The organism is Protofrankia sp. Cj5 (genome assembly GCF_917627405.1).
GTDB lineage: Bacteria > Actinomycetota > Actinomycetes > Frankiales > Frankiaceae > Protofrankia.
The window spans coordinates 1-17165 of sequence record NZ_CAKJTO010000061.1 but is presented as its reverse complement, the minus strand read 5'-3'; the positions used below and the strand labels follow the sequence as shown (position 1 = coordinate 17165).

Here is a 17165-nt window from a genome sequence, read left to right as displayed (position 1 = left end):
GGTGATCGACGACGTGCTCCTCGAGGCCGAGGAGAAAATGGAGAAGGCGGTCCTGGTCGCGAAGGACGACTTTGCCAACATCCGGACGGGGCGGATCACTCCTTCGGTGTTCTCGAAGGTTCTCGTCGACTACTACGGCGCGCCGACGCCCGTGAGCCAGCTGGCCTCCTTCCACATACCAGAGCCGAGAATGGTGATCATTACGCCGTACGACAAGGGGTCACTGGCAGCTGTCGAAAAGGCGGTCCGCGACTCCGACCTCGGGGTGAACCCGAGCAACGACGGGACGATTATCCGTTGCGTCTTTCCCGAGCTCTCCGAGCAGCGCCGACGGGACCTCGCCAAGGTCGCGCGCACCAAGGCGGAGGATGCGAAGATCAGCATTCGTAACGTCCGCCGGCATGCCAAGGAGGCGATCGATCGTATCGTCCGCGACGGCGATGCGGGTGAGGACGAGGGCCGGCGCGCGGAGAAGGACTTGGACGAGGCAACGCATCGCTATGTCGGTCAGGTGGACGAGCTGCTGCGACACAAGGAGTCGGAGCTGTTGGCGGTCTGATCGACATTGGCAGGCACTCTCCGTTGTCCGTTGCCGTGAGCCGAACACGTTCCAGGGCGATATCGCCAGCACTCATGTGGCCGAGGACCCGGTGACGGGGGTCGAGCACGTGACCCGTGAGCCCGCGACGCGTCGGGTGCGAGCGGGGCGGGACCTTCCCGCGGCGATCGTGGTCGGTGTCATACTGGCATTGATCATTATTGTGCCTCTGTTCACGTTGCGCCCGCTATGGATCGCCGTCATCTGCACAGCTGTCGCGGCCGGCATGTTTGAGCTGGTCAGGGCGTTCCGGCTGAGCGGGCGCACGATTGCCTTGCCACCGCTCGCGGTGGGAACGGCGGCCATGCCGGTGGTGGCTTACCTCACCGGTACATCCGGCCTGGTGCTGGCCCTGGCAATAACGATCTTTGCGGCGACGGCCTGGCGGCTCGCGTATTCCGGCGATCATCTGTTTGCGGATGTCGCGGCTGCTGTCTTCTGCGTGGCGTACGTAGGTCTTCCAGCCGGTTTCGCGGCCCTGCTGACCAGCCCACCGGACGGGCCCCGGCGGATGGTCGCGTTTCTGGCGACCGCTGCCGCCAGCGACATCGGCGGCTACACCGCCGGCGTGCTTTCGGGCGGGCGGCACAAGCTCGCTCCGACGGTGTCCCCGGGTAAATCCTGGGAGGGTTTTGCCGGTTCCGTCGTCGTCTGCGTGCTTGTCGCCGCTGTTTCGATGGCCTGGCCGCTGCACGCGGCGCTCTGGCAGGGCGCGGTGCTCGGTGTCGCGATCGCCTGTACGGCGACCATCGGTGACCTGGGTGAGTCGTTGCTCAAGAGGGACATCGGTATCAAGGACATGGGTTCGCTGCTGCCCGGCCACGGCGGAATCATGGACCGGCTGGACTCGGTGCTGTGCGCGGCACCCGTTGCCTGGCTGCTGATCAGTGCCTTCGCGCCGCGCCCGTGACCTGGCAGACTGGACAGGCCATGACCGCTTCCCCCACCGCCTCGGCAGCGCTGCCGCTGGTCCGCTCCGCGCGGGCGCGGCCGCCCCGCCATCTCGCCGACCTCACCACCGAACAGCGGCGTGAGCTGGCCGTCTCCCTGGGCGAGCCGGCCTTCCGGGCAGACCAGGTCTCCCGCCACTACTTCGCCAGACAGCTGTGCGCCGACGATGTGGAGGCGATGACGGATCTTCCGGCGGTGTCCCGCGCCGCGCTTGTCGAGGCACTGCTGCCGACGCTGCTGACGCCGGTGAAGGTCACCACCTGCGATGCTGGAGACACCCGTAAGACACTGTGGCGGGCTTTTGACGGTGTACTGATCGAATCGGTTCTGATGCGCTATCCCGGCCGCAGCACGGTCTGCGTGTCCAGCCAGGCCGGGTGCGGAATGGGCTGCCCGTTCTGCGCGACCGGCCAGGGCGGGCTCACGCGTAACCTGTCCACGGCCGAGATCGTGGAGCAGGTGGTCGCGGCGGGACGGACGCTCGTCCGCGGAGAGCTTGCCGGTGATCCGGCCCGGCTGTCGAATGTCGTGTTCATGGGTATGGGAGAGCCGTTGGCCAACTATGCCACTGTGATCGCCGCGGTGCGGATCCTCAGCGACCCGGCACCGGCGGGCCTGGGCCTGTCGGCTCGCTCCATCACGGTGAGCACGGTCGGACTTGTGCCGGCGATCCGCCGCCTGGCCACGACGGGTCTGCCGGTGACGCTGGCGGTTTCCCTGCACGCTCCTGACGACGAGTTGCGTGATCGCCTTGTTCCGGTGAACAGGCGCTGGCCGGTGGCGGAGGTACTTGCCGCGGCCTGGGGGTACGCCGAGGCGACCGGGCGCCGGGTGAGCATCGAGTACGCACTGATCGATGGTGTCAACGACCAGCCGGAACGCGCTGATGCCCTGGCCGGCCTCCTCGCCGGCAGGCTCGTGCACGTCAACCTGATCCCCCTCAACCCAACCCGCGCGGTGTCCTGGCAGGCCAGCGAACGGCGTCGCGAGCGGGAGTTCGTCCGTCGGCTACGCCAGCGGGGCATCGCCGCGACTGTACGTGATACCAGAGGGCGCGACATCGCGGCGGCGTGTGGACAGCTGGCGGCTGGCGAGCCGGACCGGAGCGACAGTGCCACCGGGTGACCGTCGCTCGTCCCGCCGATCTGTCTCCCGGAGTAACCGTAACCCGCGTTGGGTTTCGATGACCGGCGCGGCCGGGGCTATTCTGATCGTCATCGGCCTGGTCCTCTATTTCAGCGGCGACAGTGGCTCGCGGACCCAGGCGGGGCAGGCTGGCACAGGCACGTCCAACGGGGGCACCGCCGCGGGCAGCGCCGGCACTGCCCTGGGGACCTCCGGCGCAGCCGGGTCACCCCACGCTGTGCCGGCGTCGCCAACCGTTGTGAGCGGATGTGTGACCGGCAGGACCATCGCGGCCGGATCGAGTCAGCAGTCGGTCCGGGTCGGGGCAGATACCCGGACGTATCAGCTGGCGGTGCCTGCCACCGATGCCCACACCAAGGCGCTGCCGCTCGTCCTCGCCTTCCACGCCTTCGGCGAGGATGCGTCCGCGCTGGAGCGCTATGCCCACCTGGCGCAGATCGGTAACGCGGAAGGTTATGTGGTTGTCGCCCCGCAGGGTGCCAACGATCGGTGGAACTTCGTGCGCAGGGCCACCATCGGGCCGGACGATGTGGCATTCGTGTCCGCGATCATCAATGATCTGACCGCCCGGATGTGCCTGGACAACCGCAAAGTGTTCGCCACCGGTTTTGCCGATGGTGCCGACATGGCGGTTACGGCTGCCTGTGCCCTGCCGGGGACCTTCGCCGCGATTGTGCCGGTTGCCTTCGCCGTCATGCCCACCAGCTGTCCCACGCCCGGCTCGAGCCTACTGGCGATCAATGGCACCAGCGACCCGGTGACACCACTGGAAGGCGGGGGAGCGGATCGTCCCGCCCCCTTCGATGGCACCCAGGCACAGCCGATGCAGGCCCGTCTTGATCGTTATGCCGGATTCATGGGCTGCGGGCCGGCGAACACATGGACGCGCGACACCACCGCGCTTCGGCGGCTGGTGTTCACCGCCTGCCCCGCTGGCCGTGATGTGGGTCTACTGGCGGCCGTGGGCGGCGGCCACATGTGGCCCGATCCGGACGCTGACCCGCCTAAGGGCGCGACGCGGTCGCAGTTCAGCGCCACCGAGGTCGCCCTGGCCTTCTTCCGCGGGCATCCGACGCCCACGCCGGCCACCCAGGCGCCGGCCACCCAGGCGCCGGCCACCCAGGCGCCGGGTAGCACCGGCGCGTCCTCCAGCGCTACCGAAGCATCCCGCCAATAGTCCCTCCGCGAATCAACGGATACGGGGCCTCCCATTCCCCGAGAACATGTGATAACGGTGCGTATTTTCATGATGGCAGCGTGTCGGTGTATATGGGGGCGTGCCGCATACCTGCTCACGCGGAGTCATTGGTTTTTGGTGAATTTCGCCTATTCAGGTTGAGGTCGGCCTGACTATGGCAAAGAACACTTTATCGGTGACCACTGTCCTCTTTCCGGCGCGGGAGTCCTGCCCAGGCGGGGCCAGGTGTCGGGTGGCGAACACGTGTCGGCGTGGCGTCCGGGCGCCTGCGACAATGGTCGACGTGGTCGAGACGCCGCTGCCGCGCGAGGTTGTCCTGCTTGGTTCGACTGGTTCCATCGGAACCCAGGCCATTGATGTGGTGAAACGCAATCCCGACCGGTTCCGCGTCGTCGCGCTGACCGGCGGTGGGGCAAGGGTTGACCTGCTGGCTGCTCAGGCCCTTGAGCTGGGTGTCGAGGCGGTTGGCGTAGCCCGGGCCTCCGCAGCGCAGGATCTCCAGCTCGCCTTCTACGCGGAGGCCTCCCGGCGGGGCTTCCGTAAGGGCGAGTACGCCATCCCGAAGATCCTGACCGGGCCGGAAGGGGCCACGGAGATCGCCGCGTGGCCCGCCGACGTCGTCCTCAACGGCATCACCGGGTCGGTCGGCCTCGCGCCCACGCTCGCCGCGCTGCGGGCTGGCCGTACGGTGGCCCTTGCCAACAAGGAGTCACTGGTCGCCGGTGGCCCCCTGGTGCTGGATGCGCTGGACGGCGACCCCTCCCGGCTGGTCCCGGTGGATTCCGAGCATTCGGCGCTTGCCCAGTGCCTGCGGGGCGGCCGGGCCGAGGAGGTTCGTAAACTTGTCCTCACCGCCAGCGGGGGGCCCTTTCGGGGCCGTTCCCGCGCTGAACTGGGCCAGGTGACAACAGAGCAGGCGCTGGCGCACCCCACCTGGGACATGGGGCCGCTTGTTACGATCAACTCGGCCACCCTCATGAACAAGGGTCTCGAGCTGATCGAGGCGCATCTGTTCTTCGGGGTGCCCTATGACGACATCGACGTTGTCGTCCACCCGCAGTCGCTGGTGCACTCGATGGTCGAGTTCGTCGACGGGTCGACGTTGGCGCAGGTTTCCCCGCCGGACATGCGCCTGCCGATCGCCCTTGCCCTGGGATGGCCCGATCGGATACCCGATGCACAGGCCCCGATGGACTGGCGGCGCGCCCAGTCGTTGACCTTCGAGCCCGTGGACGCGGTCGCGTTTCCGGCGATCGATCTCGCCCGTGAGGCCGGGCGTCGTGGTGGGACGGCGCCCGCCGTTTTCAACGCCGCCAATGAGGAGGCCGTGGCGGCCTTCCTCGGGCACCGCCTGCCGTTCGTGCGCATTGTCGATGTTGTGGCCGAAGTGGTCACGGCGCATACGGTGGTGCAACATCCGAGCCTCAACGAGGTGTTGAGTACGGAGCAGGAGGCGCGTGAACAGGTGCGTGCCATCATCGATCAAGGAGTTGATCGAACAGTGATGCCTTCGTGACACTGAGGTACAACGCGAGATTCTCCAGCGCTGTGATCGGGGTGTGATCGCACCATGACCAACGCGATTGGTATCGTCGCGTTTGCCTTGGCCCTGATCGTCTCCATCGTTCTCCATGAAGCCGGCCACTTTGTGACGGCTCGTCACTACGGCATGAAGGCATCGAAGTTCTTCGTCGGGTTCGGCCCGACGCTGTGGTCCCGTACTCGGGGTGAGACCGAGTATGGGATCAAGGCGCTTCCGGCCGGGGGATTCGTCAAGATCGAAGGGATGACCCCACTCGAGGAGATTGATCCGGCTGACGCCGATCGGGCTTTCCACAGCCGGCCAGCACGCCAGCGGGCGGTGGTGTTGGCGGCGGGGTCGTTCATGCACTTCGTCATCGCCATTGTGCTGATCTACAGTGTGCTGCTGCTGCTCGGGACCATGCGTCCCAGCGATAACAAGGTCGGCCGGACGGTCTGCGTGCCAGTGAGTGGCCCGTGTGCCCCGCAGGCGTCGGTAGGGCCAGCCGAGCTGGCTGGTGTGCGCGTCGGCGATCGGGTCGTGAGCTTCGACGGGACGCCGATCCGGGACTGGGCGCAGTTCACCCGCCTCATTCGTGATCATGGTCCGGGGTTCGCGACCCTCGTTGTCGACCGGGGCGGTCAGATCCTCACACTACGGCCCGAGCTGGTCTCGGTCCGTCGTGACCGTCAGACCGGGCTGGCGGGCAATGATCAGGTCGGGGCAATCGGCATTGCGCAGGGCGTCGACGTTGTGCGTTACAACCCGGTTTCGGCCATCCCGAGAACCGCGCGCATCCTCGGCGGTGGCGTCACCGGGATGTACGACACGTTGGTCCACCGGCTGGGTGACCTCACGAACCTCTTCGGCAAGGACCGGAACGCAAACGGTCTGGTCGGCGTGGTCGGCGCGGCACGGGCCGGCGGTGAACTGCTGTCGGCGCAGGACGTTTCCGTCGGCCAGCGGATAGGTGACTTCCTCGTGCTGGTGGCCGGGGTCAACCTGGCGGTCGGCCTGTTCAACCTGCTACCGCTGTTCCCGCTGGACGGCGGACACCTGGCGGTTCTCGGCTTCGAGCAGGCGCGGCACGGAGCGCGCCGGCTGACCGGTTACCGGGGGCCGGTGAAACGGGTCGACCTCGTGAAACTTCTGCCCGCGGCATACGCCATGGTTGCGTTCTTCGTTGTCCTGAGCTTGCTCATTCTGTCCGCCGACATTGTCAATCCGATCAGTTTCAACTAGGGCCTGTCTGATGGATCTTCGATCGCGCGGATCGATGCTCAGCAGGCGCCCCACCGCGTTGTCGTCGTCACCGGTAGAACACCACTATCGGCTCCTCCTCCGCCTTGCGGACCACCTGCTGGATCACCACCCGCATCGACCGATATCCATCGGACAGGCCTTGGCGCCTGTTGCGCCGGGCGGTTGCGTGCCCGCGCGACACGCGGACAGCGGGTCCCGTACGGCGAAGGAGGAGTTGGTGGCCAAAGAGCGTGCGATCATAATTTTTTTCGCGCGCCCGGTGGTTCCCAAGAGTCTCTGGTGGTTGAGGAGTATGTGATCATATTTTTGCGCCCGGCGGTGCCGAGGGCCTAGATGGTGGCCTGCTGTCAGCGACACCGCGTCCTCCGGCGTTGGCCAGTACCGCATGACCTTCCGTCCAGCTTCCATCCAGCTTCCGAGCATCGACACGCCAGTGAGGACATCGTGACAATAACTCTCGGCATGCCCGAAGCGCCGGCCATCCCGCTCGTCACCCGGCGTCGTAGCAAGCAGATCCAGGTCGGCAGCGTGCCGGTCGGTGGGGACGCGCCGGTCTCCGTCCAGTCCATGACCACGACGCTCACGTCCGACGTCAACTCCACGTTGCAGCAGATCGCGCAGCTGACCGCGGCCGGCTGTCAGATCGTGCGGGTGGCTGTCCCCAGCCAGGACGATGCCGACGCGCTGGCCGCCATCGCGAAGAAGTCGCCGATCCCGGTGATCGCGGACATCCACTTCCAGCCGAAGTACGTTTTCGCCGCGATCGATGCGGGTTGCGCGGCGGTCCGGGTCAACCCCGGCAACATCAAGACATTCGACGACAAGGTCGGGGAGATCGCTCGCGCCGCTTCCGCCGCGGCCACGCCTATCCGGATCGGCGTGAACGCGGGCTCGTTGGACAAGCGTCTGCTGGCCAAGTACGGCCGGGCGACCCCGGAGGCGCTGGTGGAGTCGGCGCTGTGGGAGTGCTCCCTGTTCGAGGAGCACGGTTTCACCGATATCAAGATTTCCGTCAAGCACCATGATCCAGTTGTGATGATCCAGGCGTACCGGTTGCTTGCGCAACGTTGTGACTACCCGTTGCATCTGGGGGTCACCGAGGCTGGGCCGGCCTTCCAGGGCACCATCAAGTCGGCGGTGGCCTTTGGCGCGTTGCTCGCGGAGGGCATCGGTGACACGCTGCGGGTGTCGCTGTCCGCGCCTCCCGTTGAGGAGGTCAAGGTCGGCATCGGGATCCTTGCGTCCCTGGGGCTGCGTCAGCGCAGCTTGGAGATTGTTTCGTGCCCGTCCTGCGGCCGGGCGCAGGTCGACGTCTACAAACTGGCGGAAGAGGTCACCGCCGGACTGGAGGGAATGACGGTGCCGCTTCGGGTCGCCGTCATGGGCTGCGTGGTGAACGGACCGGGTGAGGCCCGTGAGGCTGATCTCGGCGTGGCCTCGGGTAACGGCAAGGGTCAGATTTTTGTCCGGGGCAAGGTTGTCAAGACCGTTGCTGAGGCGCAGATCGTCGAGACTCTGATCGAGGAAGCCATGCGGCTGGCCGAGCAGATGGAGGCTGATGGGGCGGCATCCGGCGAGCCTTCGGTGTCGGTCGGGTAGTTCCCGGCGATTGTGATCATGGGCCTTCCGCTGCGCTCCGCTCCCACCCGTCTACTCGACGATCACGACCTGCCCGCGGTACGGGAGGTGCTCGCGCGTAACCCGGTCGCGGACGTCTTCGTCGCCTCCCGGGTGGAGACATGCGGGCTCGCCCCCTGGCGGTTGGGCGCGCAGATGTGGGGCCATGTGGTGGACGGCCGCTTGACCGCGGTGTGTTACTCAGGCGCGAACCTCTGGCCTGTCGCGGCGGGTCCGGCTTCGGCGAAGGCGTTTGCCGACCGGGCTCGCCGTCAGGGCCGTCGATGTTCCTCGATCGTCGGCGTGGCGGATGCGGTCCAGCTCATGTGGCGGTACCTGGAACCGGCCTGGGGACCAGCCCGTGAGGTCCGGGCGGACCAGCCACTGTTGGTGATCTCCGAATCCCCCGCGGTGGCTCCTGACCCCGCCGTGCGCCCTGTCCGTCCTGACGAGCTGGATCTCCTGCTGCCGGCGTGCGTGGCGATGTTCACCGAGGAGATCGGAGTGTCTCCGGTACTTGTCGACGGCGGGGCGCTCTACCGGGCCAGGGTCGCCGAGTTTGTCAGCCGGCGCCGTTCCTTTGCCCGCATCGAAGACGGACGGGTCGTGTTCAAGGCCGAGATCGGCGCGGTGGCTGGAGACGTCTGCCAGATTCAGGGCGTGTGGGTGGCTCCTGAGCTACGGGGCAGAGGGCTCGGGGCAGCAGGCACCGCGAGCGTGGTGGCGATCGCTCAGGCTACCCTCGCGCCCGTGGTCAGCCTCTATGTCAACGAGTTCAATCACGCTGCGCGCCGAGCTTATGAACGGATCGGTTTCCACCGGGTCGGGACCTTCGCGTCGATCCTGTTCTGAGCTGTCATCGGCGCCTTTTGACCTGCTCCTGGGTCTGGCGTGGTGGCCCTTCCTCTGGCATGCTCAGTTTTCCGACTAGTTCGATCGGTTTGCATGGCGTCGTGAGGCGCCCTTGCCGTGAGACAGCACATATGGGGGAAGACTGATGTCATCGAGGAGGCTGTGGCGTCGAATCACGCCACTGCTCGCGGCCGGCGCGCTGGCGTTGGCGGCAACGGCCTGCTCGAGTGGGGGGAACGACGCCAGCGTGGCGACAGCGAGCTCGGCTGCCGCTCCGACGGGAACGCTGCGGCTCGGTTACTTTCCGAACCTCACTCACGCAGCCGCTATCTACGGTCTTGATCAGGGAATCTTCGCCGCCAAGCTCGGCGCGGGAGTGAAGATTGAGACCTCGACGTTCAATTCGGGCACCCAGGAGGCCGAGGCGATCCTCTCCGGTGCGCTTGACGCTGGATACATCGGGCCCAATCCCGCGGTCAACACCTTCGTCAAATCCAAGGGCGCGGCGCTGCGCATCATCTCGGGTGCGACCTCCGGCGGGGCTGGCCTGGTGGTGAAGAGCGGCATCACCTCGGTCGACCAGCTGCGCGGTAAGGTCATCGCCAGCCCTGGTCTGGCCAACACCCAGGATGTGGCGCTGCGGTACTACCTCAAGCAGCACGGCCTGGCCACCGACAAGAACGGCGGCGGCGACGTCCAGATCCGCCCGCAGGATAACGCGGTGACGGTGGATGCCTTCAAGTCAGGCGCCATAGACGGGGCCTGGGTACCCGAGCCCACCTTGTCCAGGATGGTCGCCGATGGCGGCAAACTGCTGGTGGACGAGGCCTCGCAGTGGCCTGACGGCAAGTTCGTCACCACCTTGCTGGTTGTGCGCACCGATTACGCGCAGAGCCACCCCGAGATCGTCAGGCGCTTGGTGGCGGCGAACGTCGCCTCGATCGACGCGCTGGGCGCGGACCCGGCCAAGGGCCAGCAGGTCACCAATCAAGGGCTGGCGAAACTTTCCGGCAAGCCGTTGGCGGATACAGTGATCGCGCCGGCATGGCAGCGGCTGACATTCACGCCCGACCCGGTCGCGTCATCGCTTGTCACTTCGGCCGATCATGCACAGGAGCTGGGCCTGACGACCAAGGCCAACCTGGACGGAATTTTCGATCTGACTACTCTGAATGCCCTGTTGAAAACGCAGGGCAAGGATTCGGTGGCGTCGAAGTAGAAGTAGATCCGGTTGGGTAACAGGGGGAGAAGATTCCGTGACCGCTGTCATTGACGCAAGCGCGGTACGGATCGACGGTGTGAGCCGGGCCTTCGGGTCCGGCCCACACCGCGTCCAGGCGCTTGACAATGTTTCCTTCAACGTCCGCCCGGGGGAGTTTGTCTGCCTGCTGGGCGCTTCCGGCTGCGGTAAGTCGACCCTGCTGGGCATTCTCGCCGGTATTGACCGACCCAGTTCCGGCGGCGTCGACGTCGGCGGGCGCAAGGTCGGTCTGATGTTCCAGGATTCGGCCTTGCTGCCCTGGCTCACCGCGGGGGGAAACATCGCCCTCCCGATGAAGATCCGGGGCGTTCCCCGGGCTGATCGCGCTAGCCGGGTCGAGGAGCTGCTGGCCATGGTTCGCCTTGCGGGTCTCGCGGACAAGCGTCCGCACGAACTTTCCGGCGGGATGCGCCAGCGGGTCAGCCTGGCTAGGGCGTTCGCCCAGGATGCCGACGTCTTGTGCATGGACGAGCCCTTCGGCGCGCTCGACGCGATGACGCGGGACCTGTTGCATGACGAGCTGGAGCGGATCTGGCGCGAGACCGGAGTCACCGTCCTGTTCGTCACCCATGACGTGCGGGAGGCAGTGCGGCTGGGGGACCGCATCGTGCTGCTGTCGAGCCGGCCGGGGCGGGTGGCCGAGATCTTCGACGTCGGGATCGACCGCCCCCGCCGTATTGACGCGCCGGAGGTCGCGGCGCTGGCCGTGACGATCACTGCTCGGCTGCGGGCGGAGGTGAGTCGCCATGGCCGCTGAGACGACCATCGAATCCGATGTGTTCCGTGTCTCCCGGAACGCATCCACCGACGTGGCCCTCGCTGGTCTGGACGCCCTTGACACCGGCCAGGCGCCCAGGCGCCCGCTCGCCTTGCGGATATGGTCGGCGACCTGGCCGAAGCTGGGAGCCGTCGCGATTTTCCTGTTGTTGTGGCAGGCCCTGGTCTGGAGCGGCTGGAAACCGTCCTACGTACTGCCCGGCCCGGATGAGGCGTTGCCGGAGCTCGGGCGCCGGGTCACAAGCGCCGACTTCTGGTCGGCATTCGCCCGCACCATGCAGCGTGCCTTCGTCGGGTATGCGTTGGCGGTCCTGATCGGCGCGGCGGTGGGGCTGGCCGTGTCCCGGTTCACGCTGCTGCGGAGCGCGGTCGGCTCGTTCATCACCGCGTTGCAGACCATGCCCTCGATCGTCTGGTTCCCGCTGGCGATCCTGCTGTTCAGGCTCACTGAATCAGCGATCCTCTTTGTTGTCGTGCTCGGTGCGGCACCGTCGGTCGCCAACGGTGTCATCAGTGGTATCGACTATGTTCCGCCGCTGCTGACCAGAGCCGGTCACACCATGGGCGCACGTGGCCTGAAGCTCTACCGGTTCGTGGTGGCACCGGCGGCGCTGCCGTCGGTGGTGGCTGGGCTGAAACAGGGCTGGGCGTTCGCCTGGCGGAGCCTGATGGCTGGTGAGCTGCTGGTCATCGTGCCCGGCCACCCGTCCATCGGCTCGGATCTGGAGAACAGCCGTCAGTTCCTGGAGGCGACCGGTGTGATCGCATCCATGCTGACAATCTTCATTATCGGAGTTCTGGTGGACGCCGCGTTCAACGCCGTGGACCGTCGGATGCGCGCCCGCCGGGGGCTCCTGCCCGAACAGTCACGCTGAGGCAGGGCAGGACCCGTCTCGGCAGCAGGGAGGAGGGGTGGCCCCGAGGGGCCCAGCTATGTGGAGCGCGCTAGGACTATGGCCGGCAAGATGGAGACATGCAGATCTCCGCACGAGCTGACTATGCCCTGCGCGCGTTGCTGACACTGGCAGCTTCCGACGGGGAGCTCGTGAAGGGCGAGAGCCTGGCGACCGCGCAGGACCTGCCGCTGCGGTTCCTGGAGAACATCCTCACCGATCTCCGCCGGAGCGGCTTGGTGGCGAGCAGGCGTGGCGCTGACGGTGGTTACCAGCTCTGTCGGCCAGCGGGTGAGATCACCATCGCGATGGTGATCCGAGCGACCGACGGCCCGCTGGCGAGCGTACGGGGCCGCCGGCCGGAGGACGCGGCGTACGAGGGCGCGGCCAAGCACCTCCAGGATGTGTGGATCGCGGTACGGGTCAGCCTGCGGCGGGTGCTGGAGGAGGTCACACTGGCCGATGTCGCCGGCGGGAACCTGCCGTCCATCGTCTGCGAACTCAGCCAGGACCAGGACGCCTGGGTCGCCCGGTGACCAACGGCGCTCGTCCGGTTTCATCGGTTCCGCTGGTTCCGCTGGTTCCGCCGCCAGCGCCGGTGCCGGCTGTCGAGGCGGTGGTCTTCGACTGGGGCGGCACCCTGACCCCTTTTCACGACGCGGACCTGCTGGACCTGTGGCGGCTGGTCGCGCACGACCTCGCCCCGGGCCGCGTGCGGGAACTGACCCGGGCGCTGGCGGGCTCCGAACAGCAGTGGTGGGCAACAGCTGGCGGGTCGGGCCGCAGCGGGACGGTCACCGAGCTGCTCGCCGTGGCGTCGACGGCGGTCGGGCTTGACGTGGCCAGCGCCGTGCATCGGGTGGTTGGCCGGCATGACCTGTGCGCCTGGACGCCGCACACGGTGTGCGACCCGGACGCGCTGCTGCTGTTGCACCTTGTGCGTACCCGCGGGCTGCGGATCGGTTTGTTGACCAACACGCACTGGCCCCGCGCGTGGCACTCACGATGGCTTGCCCGGGACGGTCTGCTGGACCTGATCGACGCCCGGGTCTACACCAACGATCTGCCTTTCGCCAAGCCGCACCCGGATGCGTTCCGCGCCGTGCTCGCCTCGCTCGGCGTGCGCGACCCTCGGACGGCGGTGTTTGTCGGCGACCGTCCAGCGAGTGACATAGCCGGGGCCCGCGCGGTCGGGATGCGGACCGTGCTGCTGTCCGACGGCGCGGCTCCTCGGCCGGGGGAGCGAGGATCGCGCGGTGCGGCCGGGGCCGACGCGGTGATCGGGCGGCTCGGGCGGTTACTCGGTGTCCTGGACGGTTGGGCGGCCGGGCTCCACCGGCCGTTCTCACGCGCCGGGTAGCGCCCGGCTGGCCTGGGCCACCGGCTGGCCGGCCGCGACACGAGCCTGCTGGCCGCGCACGGCCATCCCCGTCAGCGCATCGGTCACCAGCGCGCGCATCTCACCGGTCAGCTCGCCGATCGCGTCGTATGCCGCGGCCGACGAGCGGTCCTCGATGCCGGCCAGCAGCAGTAGCACTCCGGCCAGGTCACCGGATAGCGCAGGCAGCTGGTAGGCGGCCTGGGCCGGTGGCGCGGTGCCGCCCCGGTCGAGGATCTCGGCCACCAGCCGGTCGCGCAGCTCTCGATGGGCGGCGAACGCGTTCTCGGCGAGGACGCGGGTCGATTCCGCGGCTGACCGTAGTGGAGCCAGCTCACCGCCGGCCGCGGCGGCGGCATACACGGCGGCGTGCTCAACGGCAAGCAGGTTCGACAGCGTCTGTACCGTGTCAGGGGCGGGTGGGCGCTGCCGCGGGGCCGGCATCAGGCTCAGCCGACCAGCGGGGCGAGCAGCTCGCCATGGGCGGTCTCGGCCGCGCGGATGCTGGCCAGCAGCGGTGCCAGACTCGCCGACGCGGCCAGGCACTGCGCACGCAGGGAAGCCGCGGCGCCACGCTCCAGCTTCAGCAGCGCCGCCATGGTTGCCGGCGCGGACGTGGCCACGTCAGGCGTGCTCGCAACGGTGACAGCCGGTGACGGCCCATCGGGTGCGGCCGTCGTGGCCGCCAGCAGGCGGCTGACATGCTCGGCGTGGTGAGCCCGTACCACACGCAGCGTGGCCGCGACTGACGGATACGCAAGAATAGCTCGATCGTACGCGACGAGCAGCCCCTGTTCCGACTCGACCGCGGACCGGCGCAGCGCGTCGTCCGCGGTGGTCGTCACCGGGGTGGTGGCGGGCTCCCGAGGCGATCGTGTCCAGCTGCATCCGGCCAGGGCTGCGGCCGCCGTCATGGGCAGCACGCCGAGCAGGGCGCGCCTAGAGCATCCATGGCCGGGAATCATCGGGCTCACGGACCAGCAGCTTGACACAGAGCTCCGGATGCCCCGGATGAGGCTCGGGCCGTGACCGACGTAGGCTGAGGATCTCGAGAGGATGTCATGCCGACGCGTGGCGAAGGAGAGGAGCGGGTCGACGTGGGCGACGCCGTGGCCGCAACCAATGCCGGTGGCGGGCGGGGCCGGTCGCGCGGCGCGGACGCCGCGGACCGGGGCCGGGCCAGCAGGGCTGGCCGGGCCGAGCTGCTCCAGCTGCTTGCGCCAGAGCTGGCGACCCACGGGTTTGACCTGGAGGACGTCGTCATCACCCGGGCGGGCTCCCGCAGCGTGCTGCGGGTGGTGGTGGATCGTGACGAGGGTATCGATCTGGACGCGGTCGCCGTGGCCAGCCGGCTTGTCTCCGCTGCCCTCGACGCGGTCGATGGCGACGGACCCGTGTCTGGTCCGTATGTGCTCGAGGTGAGCTCGCCAGGGGTGGACCGCCCGCTGATCGCGGCCCGGCACTGGCGCCGGGCCCGGGGACGGCTGGTTTCGGTGCGCACCCGGGACGGCAGGCAGCTGCTCGGCCGAGTACGCACCAGCGGGCCCGAATCGGTTGATCTCACGATGGATGACCACAATGGGCCAGCCGGCGCGGTGACGCGAATATCCTTCGCGGATGTCGTCCGGGCCGAGGTACAGGTGGAGTTCCGTACGACCGGCGAGGATCCTGCGACCGGGGTGGACGCGGAGGGGGAGGGGGAACGATGAAACTCGATGTAGCGGCACTGCGCGGGATCGAACGGGAGAAGGACATCTCCTTCGACACGCTGGTGGAGGCGATCGAGACCGCGTTGCTGACGGCCTACCGGCACACCGGCGGCGCGGCGCAGGACGCCCGTGTGGTCGTCGACCGGACGTCGGGGTATGTCGCGGTCTACGCCCGGGAGACCTCCGTGGACGGGATGACCCGTGAATGGGAGGACACACCCGACGATTTTGGCCGGATCGCGACGATGACGGCCAAGCAGGTAATCATGCAACGGCTGCGCGAGGCGCAGCAGGAAATCACCTACGGGCAATATGCCGACCGCGAGCATGACGTCGTCTCCGGGGTCGTGCAACATCACGAGCAGCGGGCCGGTTCCAAGGTCGTCCTGGTGGACCTCGGCACTGTCGAGGGTGTGCTCCCGCCAGCCGAACAGGTCCCCGGCGAGCGGTTCGAACACGGTGACCGCGTCAAGTGCTATGTCGTCAGTGTCGTCCGCGGGGCGCACGGTCTCACCGTGACACTGTCGCGAACCCATCCGGAACTGGTCAAAGGCCTGTTCCGGCTGGAGGTCCCGGAGGTGGCGGACGGCACGGTGGAGATCGCCGCGATCGCGCGGGAAGCGGGGCACCGCAGTAAGATCGCCGTTCGGTCGACCGTCGCTGGAGTGAACCCGAAGGGCGCCTGTATCGGTCCGATGGGCAGCCGGGTGCGCGCCGTCATGGCCGAACTGTGCGGCGAGAAGATCGATATCGTCGACTGGTCCGCCGAACCGGCTGTCTTCGTGGGTAACGCGCTGTCGCCGGCGCGGGTCGCTCGCGTCGACGTCACCGACGAGGCGGCTCGCTCGGCCCGGGTGGTCGTGCCGGATTACCAGCTTTCCCTCGCCATCGGCCGGGAAGGGCAGAATGCCCGGCTGGCCGCCCGGCTGACCGGTTGGCGCATTGACATCCATTCGGATACGGAAGGCAGCGGTGGCCCGGCGTCGAAAGAAGGTCCTGAATCGGTGCCCCGGCGGGTCACGACGCCGCCCGCGGCCCGGAGGTCGCCAGCTGCTGGCAACCACTCCGCGGGCGCAACGGGATAGACTGATGGCGGCGCGCCGTGCGGAGCCGCTTCGCACCTGCGTAGGGTGCCGTACCCGGGCGGTGCGGAGCGACTTGGTGCGTATGGTGGTAGTTGGTGGTGAGCTCGTACCCGATGTTCACCGTCGAATGCCAGGGCGGGGGGCACACCTGCATCCCGACCTGGCCTGCCTCGATCTCGCGGAGCGCCGCAGGGCGTTCCCGCGAGCGCTGCGCGTTCCAGGGCCACTTGGGCTTGGGCGTGTCAGGGGCCACCTGGTCAAGCAGTTCACGGAAGATTGGACGACATCACCTGATGTCGACATGGAAGCAGGTCGAGACAGCGATGACCGCGCGATGAGCACGCAGCCATGATCACGACCAGCAGGTAACGAGGGTCACGCGGGCGGACCGCGGGCCGAAAGAAGGAGCACCGTGGTAGGAAAGGCCCGCGTACACGAGCTCGCCAAGGAGCTTGGAGTCGACAGCAAGACCGTGCTCGCCAAACTAAAGGATCTTGGTGAGTTCGTGAAGTCGGCTTCGTCCACAGTCGAGGCACCCGTCGTTCGAAAGCTCAAGGAGTCATTCCCGGTCGAAGGCGCGGCAACGCAGCGGTCGTCCGCCCGCGGCGGTACGTCCCAGGGCAACACGCAGGGCAACGGAAGCCGGCCGGGTGCTACTGGCGCCCGGCCAGGACCTGTGCCCCCCCGTCCCGGTCCGCGGATGCCTGGTCGGCCAGGCATCCCGGCCGCCCCGCCCCGGCCACCCGCCCCAGGCGCTGGGGCGACCGGCCCCGGTCCAGCTCAGCCAGCCCCTGCCGCGCCGCCGGTCCCGACCGCGCCAGCGGCGAACGCATCCGCGAGCGCGTCGGCCCCAGGCGCCGCTCCGGCCGGTGGATCTGGCTCTTTCACGGCTCCGCAGCCCGCGCGGCCCCGGCC

Annotated in this window: 19 protein-coding genes; 17 read left to right on the top strand and 2 right to left on the bottom strand. The window is 67.9% G+C overall.

Features of this window, described 5'->3' with window-relative positions; all coding sequences use genetic code 11:
- Position 1 precedes the first annotated feature (1 nt).
- The 13 genes from frr to MJ777_RS14275 all read left to right on the top strand — a co-directional run bounded on the left by frr (position 2) and on the right by MJ777_RS14275 (position 13438).
- On the top strand, positions 2 to 559 hold the full coding sequence (frr, locus tag MJ777_RS14335; RefSeq protein ID WP_239310495.1) for a ribosome recycling factor: 558 nt from the start codon (positions 2 to 4) through the stop codon (positions 557 to 559).
- Positions 560 to 650: 91 nt separating this feature from the next.
- Positions 651 to 1508, top strand: a complete 858-nt coding sequence (locus tag MJ777_RS14330) for a phosphatidate cytidylyltransferase (protein WP_239310479.1) — start codon at positions 651 to 653, stop codon at positions 1506 to 1508.
- A 20-nt stretch (positions 1509 to 1528) separates the two neighbouring features.
- Entirely contained in the window at positions 1529 to 2674 is a 1146-nt protein-coding gene (rlmN, locus tag MJ777_RS14325) for a 23S rRNA (adenine(2503)-C(2))-methyltransferase RlmN (RefSeq protein WP_239310480.1), read from the top strand.
- A 58-nt stretch (positions 2675 to 2732) separates the two neighbouring features.
- On the top strand, positions 2733 to 3872 hold the full coding sequence (locus tag MJ777_RS14320; protein WP_239376727.1) for a PHB depolymerase family esterase: 1140 nt from the start codon (positions 2733 to 2735) through the stop codon (positions 3870 to 3872).
- A gap of 295 nt (positions 3873 to 4167) precedes the next feature.
- Positions 4168 to 5409 (top strand): 1-deoxy-D-xylulose-5-phosphate reductoisomerase, encoded by a 1242-nt coding sequence (gene dxr / locus MJ777_RS14315; protein ID WP_239310481.1) that lies wholly within the window; start codon positions 4168 to 4170, stop codon positions 5407 to 5409.
- A 54-nt stretch (positions 5410 to 5463) separates the two neighbouring features.
- Positions 5464 to 6657, top strand: a complete 1194-nt coding sequence (locus tag MJ777_RS14310) for an RIP metalloprotease (protein WP_239376725.1) — start codon at positions 5464 to 5466, stop codon at positions 6655 to 6657.
- Between the two features lie 465 nt (positions 6658 to 7122).
- Positions 7123 to 8277, top strand: coding sequence for a flavodoxin-dependent (E)-4-hydroxy-3-methylbut-2-enyl-diphosphate synthase (gene ispG, locus MJ777_RS14305; RefSeq protein WP_239310483.1), 1155 nt, complete (start codon positions 7123 to 7125; stop codon positions 8275 to 8277).
- Positions 8278 to 8295: 18 nt separating this feature from the next.
- The gene (locus tag MJ777_RS14300) at positions 8296 to 9147 is read left to right on the top strand and encodes a GNAT family N-acetyltransferase (RefSeq protein WP_239310484.1); all 852 of its coding nucleotides are present in this window, start codon (positions 8296 to 8298) and stop codon (positions 9145 to 9147) included.
- 145 nt (positions 9148 to 9292) lie between these two features.
- The gene (locus tag MJ777_RS14295; protein ID WP_239347664.1) at positions 9293 to 10366 is read left to right on the top strand and encodes an ABC transporter substrate-binding protein; all 1074 of its coding nucleotides are present in this window, start codon (positions 9293 to 9295) and stop codon (positions 10364 to 10366) included.
- A 37-nt stretch (positions 10367 to 10403) separates the two neighbouring features.
- On the top strand, positions 10404 to 11165 hold the full coding sequence (locus tag MJ777_RS14290) for an ABC transporter ATP-binding protein (protein WP_239310486.1): 762 nt from the start codon (positions 10404 to 10406) through the stop codon (positions 11163 to 11165).
- Positions 11155 to 12060, top strand: coding sequence for an ABC transporter permease (locus tag MJ777_RS14285; RefSeq protein ID WP_239310487.1), 906 nt, complete (start codon positions 11155 to 11157; stop codon positions 12058 to 12060). The genes MJ777_RS14290 and MJ777_RS14285 overlap by 11 nt, the downstream gene beginning before the upstream one ends.
- Before the next feature lie 98 nt (positions 12061 to 12158).
- Positions 12159 to 12614, top strand: coding sequence for an Rrf2 family transcriptional regulator (locus MJ777_RS14280; RefSeq protein WP_239310488.1), 456 nt, complete (start codon positions 12159 to 12161; stop codon positions 12612 to 12614).
- Positions 12611 to 13438 (top strand): HAD family hydrolase, encoded by an 828-nt coding sequence (locus MJ777_RS14275; protein ID WP_239376723.1) that lies wholly within the window; start codon positions 12611 to 12613, stop codon positions 13436 to 13438. Before MJ777_RS14280 ends, MJ777_RS14275 begins: the two co-directional genes overlap by 4 nt.
- Here MJ777_RS14275 and MJ777_RS14270 read toward each other — a convergent pair.
- Positions 13424 to 13900, bottom strand: a complete 477-nt coding sequence (locus MJ777_RS14270) for a DUF4439 domain-containing protein (protein WP_239310490.1) — start codon at positions 13898 to 13900, stop codon at positions 13424 to 13426. The two genes, MJ777_RS14275 and MJ777_RS14270, sit on opposite strands and share 15 nt — an antisense overlap.
- Positions 13901 to 13905: 5 nt before the next feature.
- On the bottom strand, positions 13906 to 14421 hold the full coding sequence (locus MJ777_RS14265; protein ID WP_370651606.1) for a hypothetical protein: 516 nt from the start codon (positions 14419 to 14421) through the stop codon (positions 13906 to 13908).
- A 96-nt stretch (positions 14422 to 14517) separates the two neighbouring features.
- On the opposite strand from MJ777_RS14265, the gene rimP reads away from it, so the two are divergent.
- From rimP to MJ777_RS14245, 4 genes are all read left to right on the top strand, one after another.
- Positions 14518 to 15165, top strand: coding sequence for a ribosome maturation factor RimP (gene rimP, locus MJ777_RS14260; protein WP_239310492.1), 648 nt, complete (start codon positions 14518 to 14520; stop codon positions 15163 to 15165).
- Positions 15162 to 16250, top strand: a complete 1089-nt coding sequence (gene nusA, locus MJ777_RS14255) for a transcription termination factor NusA (protein WP_239310493.1) — start codon at positions 15162 to 15164, stop codon at positions 16248 to 16250. The genes rimP and nusA overlap by 4 nt, the downstream gene beginning before the upstream one ends.
- 4 nt (positions 16251 to 16254) lie before the next feature.
- A complete protein-coding gene (locus MJ777_RS14250) occupies positions 16255 to 16602 on the top strand; it encodes a YlxR family protein (protein ID WP_255720292.1) in 348 nt (115 codons plus the stop codon).
- A 60-nt stretch (positions 16603 to 16662) separates the two neighbouring features.
- The coding region (locus tag MJ777_RS14245) for a translation initiation factor IF-2 N-terminal domain-containing protein (RefSeq protein WP_255724073.1) at positions 16663 to 17165 on the top strand (503 nt) is incomplete at its 3' end.

Bases quoted from the DNA above. Each gene is read 5' to 3' on its own strand.
- rlmN (WP_239310480.1), top strand. From the start codon at position 1,529: ATGACCGCTTCCCCCACCGCCTCGGCAGCGCTGCCGCTGGTCCGCTCC.
- MJ777_RS14320 (WP_239376727.1), top strand. From the start codon at position 2,733: ATGACCGGCGCGGCCGGGGCTATTCTGATCGTCATCGGCCTGGTCCTC.
- dxr (WP_239310481.1), top strand. From the start codon at position 4,168: ATGGTCGACGTGGTCGAGACGCCGCTGCCGCGCGAGGTTGTCCTGCTT.
- MJ777_RS14310 (WP_239376725.1), top strand. From the start codon at position 5,464: ATGACCAACGCGATTGGTATCGTCGCGTTTGCCTTGGCCCTGATCGTC.
- MJ777_RS14300 (WP_239310484.1), top strand. From the start codon at position 8,296: ATGGGCCTTCCGCTGCGCTCCGCTCCCACCCGTCTACTCGACGATCAC.
- MJ777_RS14295 (WP_239347664.1), top strand. From the start codon at position 9,293: ATGTCATCGAGGAGGCTGTGGCGTCGAATCACGCCACTGCTCGCGGCC.
- MJ777_RS14285 (WP_239310487.1), top strand. From the start codon at position 11,155: ATGGCCGCTGAGACGACCATCGAATCCGATGTGTTCCGTGTCTCCCGG.
- MJ777_RS14280 (WP_239310488.1), top strand. From the start codon at position 12,159: ATGCAGATCTCCGCACGAGCTGACTATGCCCTGCGCGCGTTGCTGACA.
- MJ777_RS14270 (WP_239310490.1), bottom strand. From the start codon at position 13,900: ATGCCGGCCCCGCGGCAGCGCCCACCCGCCCCTGACACGGTACAGACG.
- MJ777_RS14265 (WP_370651606.1), bottom strand. From the start codon at position 14,421: ATGATTCCCGGCCATGGATGCTCTAGGCGCGCCCTGCTCGGCGTGCTG.
- rimP (WP_239310492.1), top strand. From the start codon at position 14,518: ATGCCGACGCGTGGCGAAGGAGAGGAGCGGGTCGACGTGGGCGACGCC.
- nusA (WP_239310493.1), top strand. From the start codon at position 15,162: ATGAAACTCGATGTAGCGGCACTGCGCGGGATCGAACGGGAGAAGGAC.
- MJ777_RS14250 (WP_255720292.1), top strand. From the start codon at position 16,255: ATGGCGGCGCGCCGTGCGGAGCCGCTTCGCACCTGCGTAGGGTGCCGT.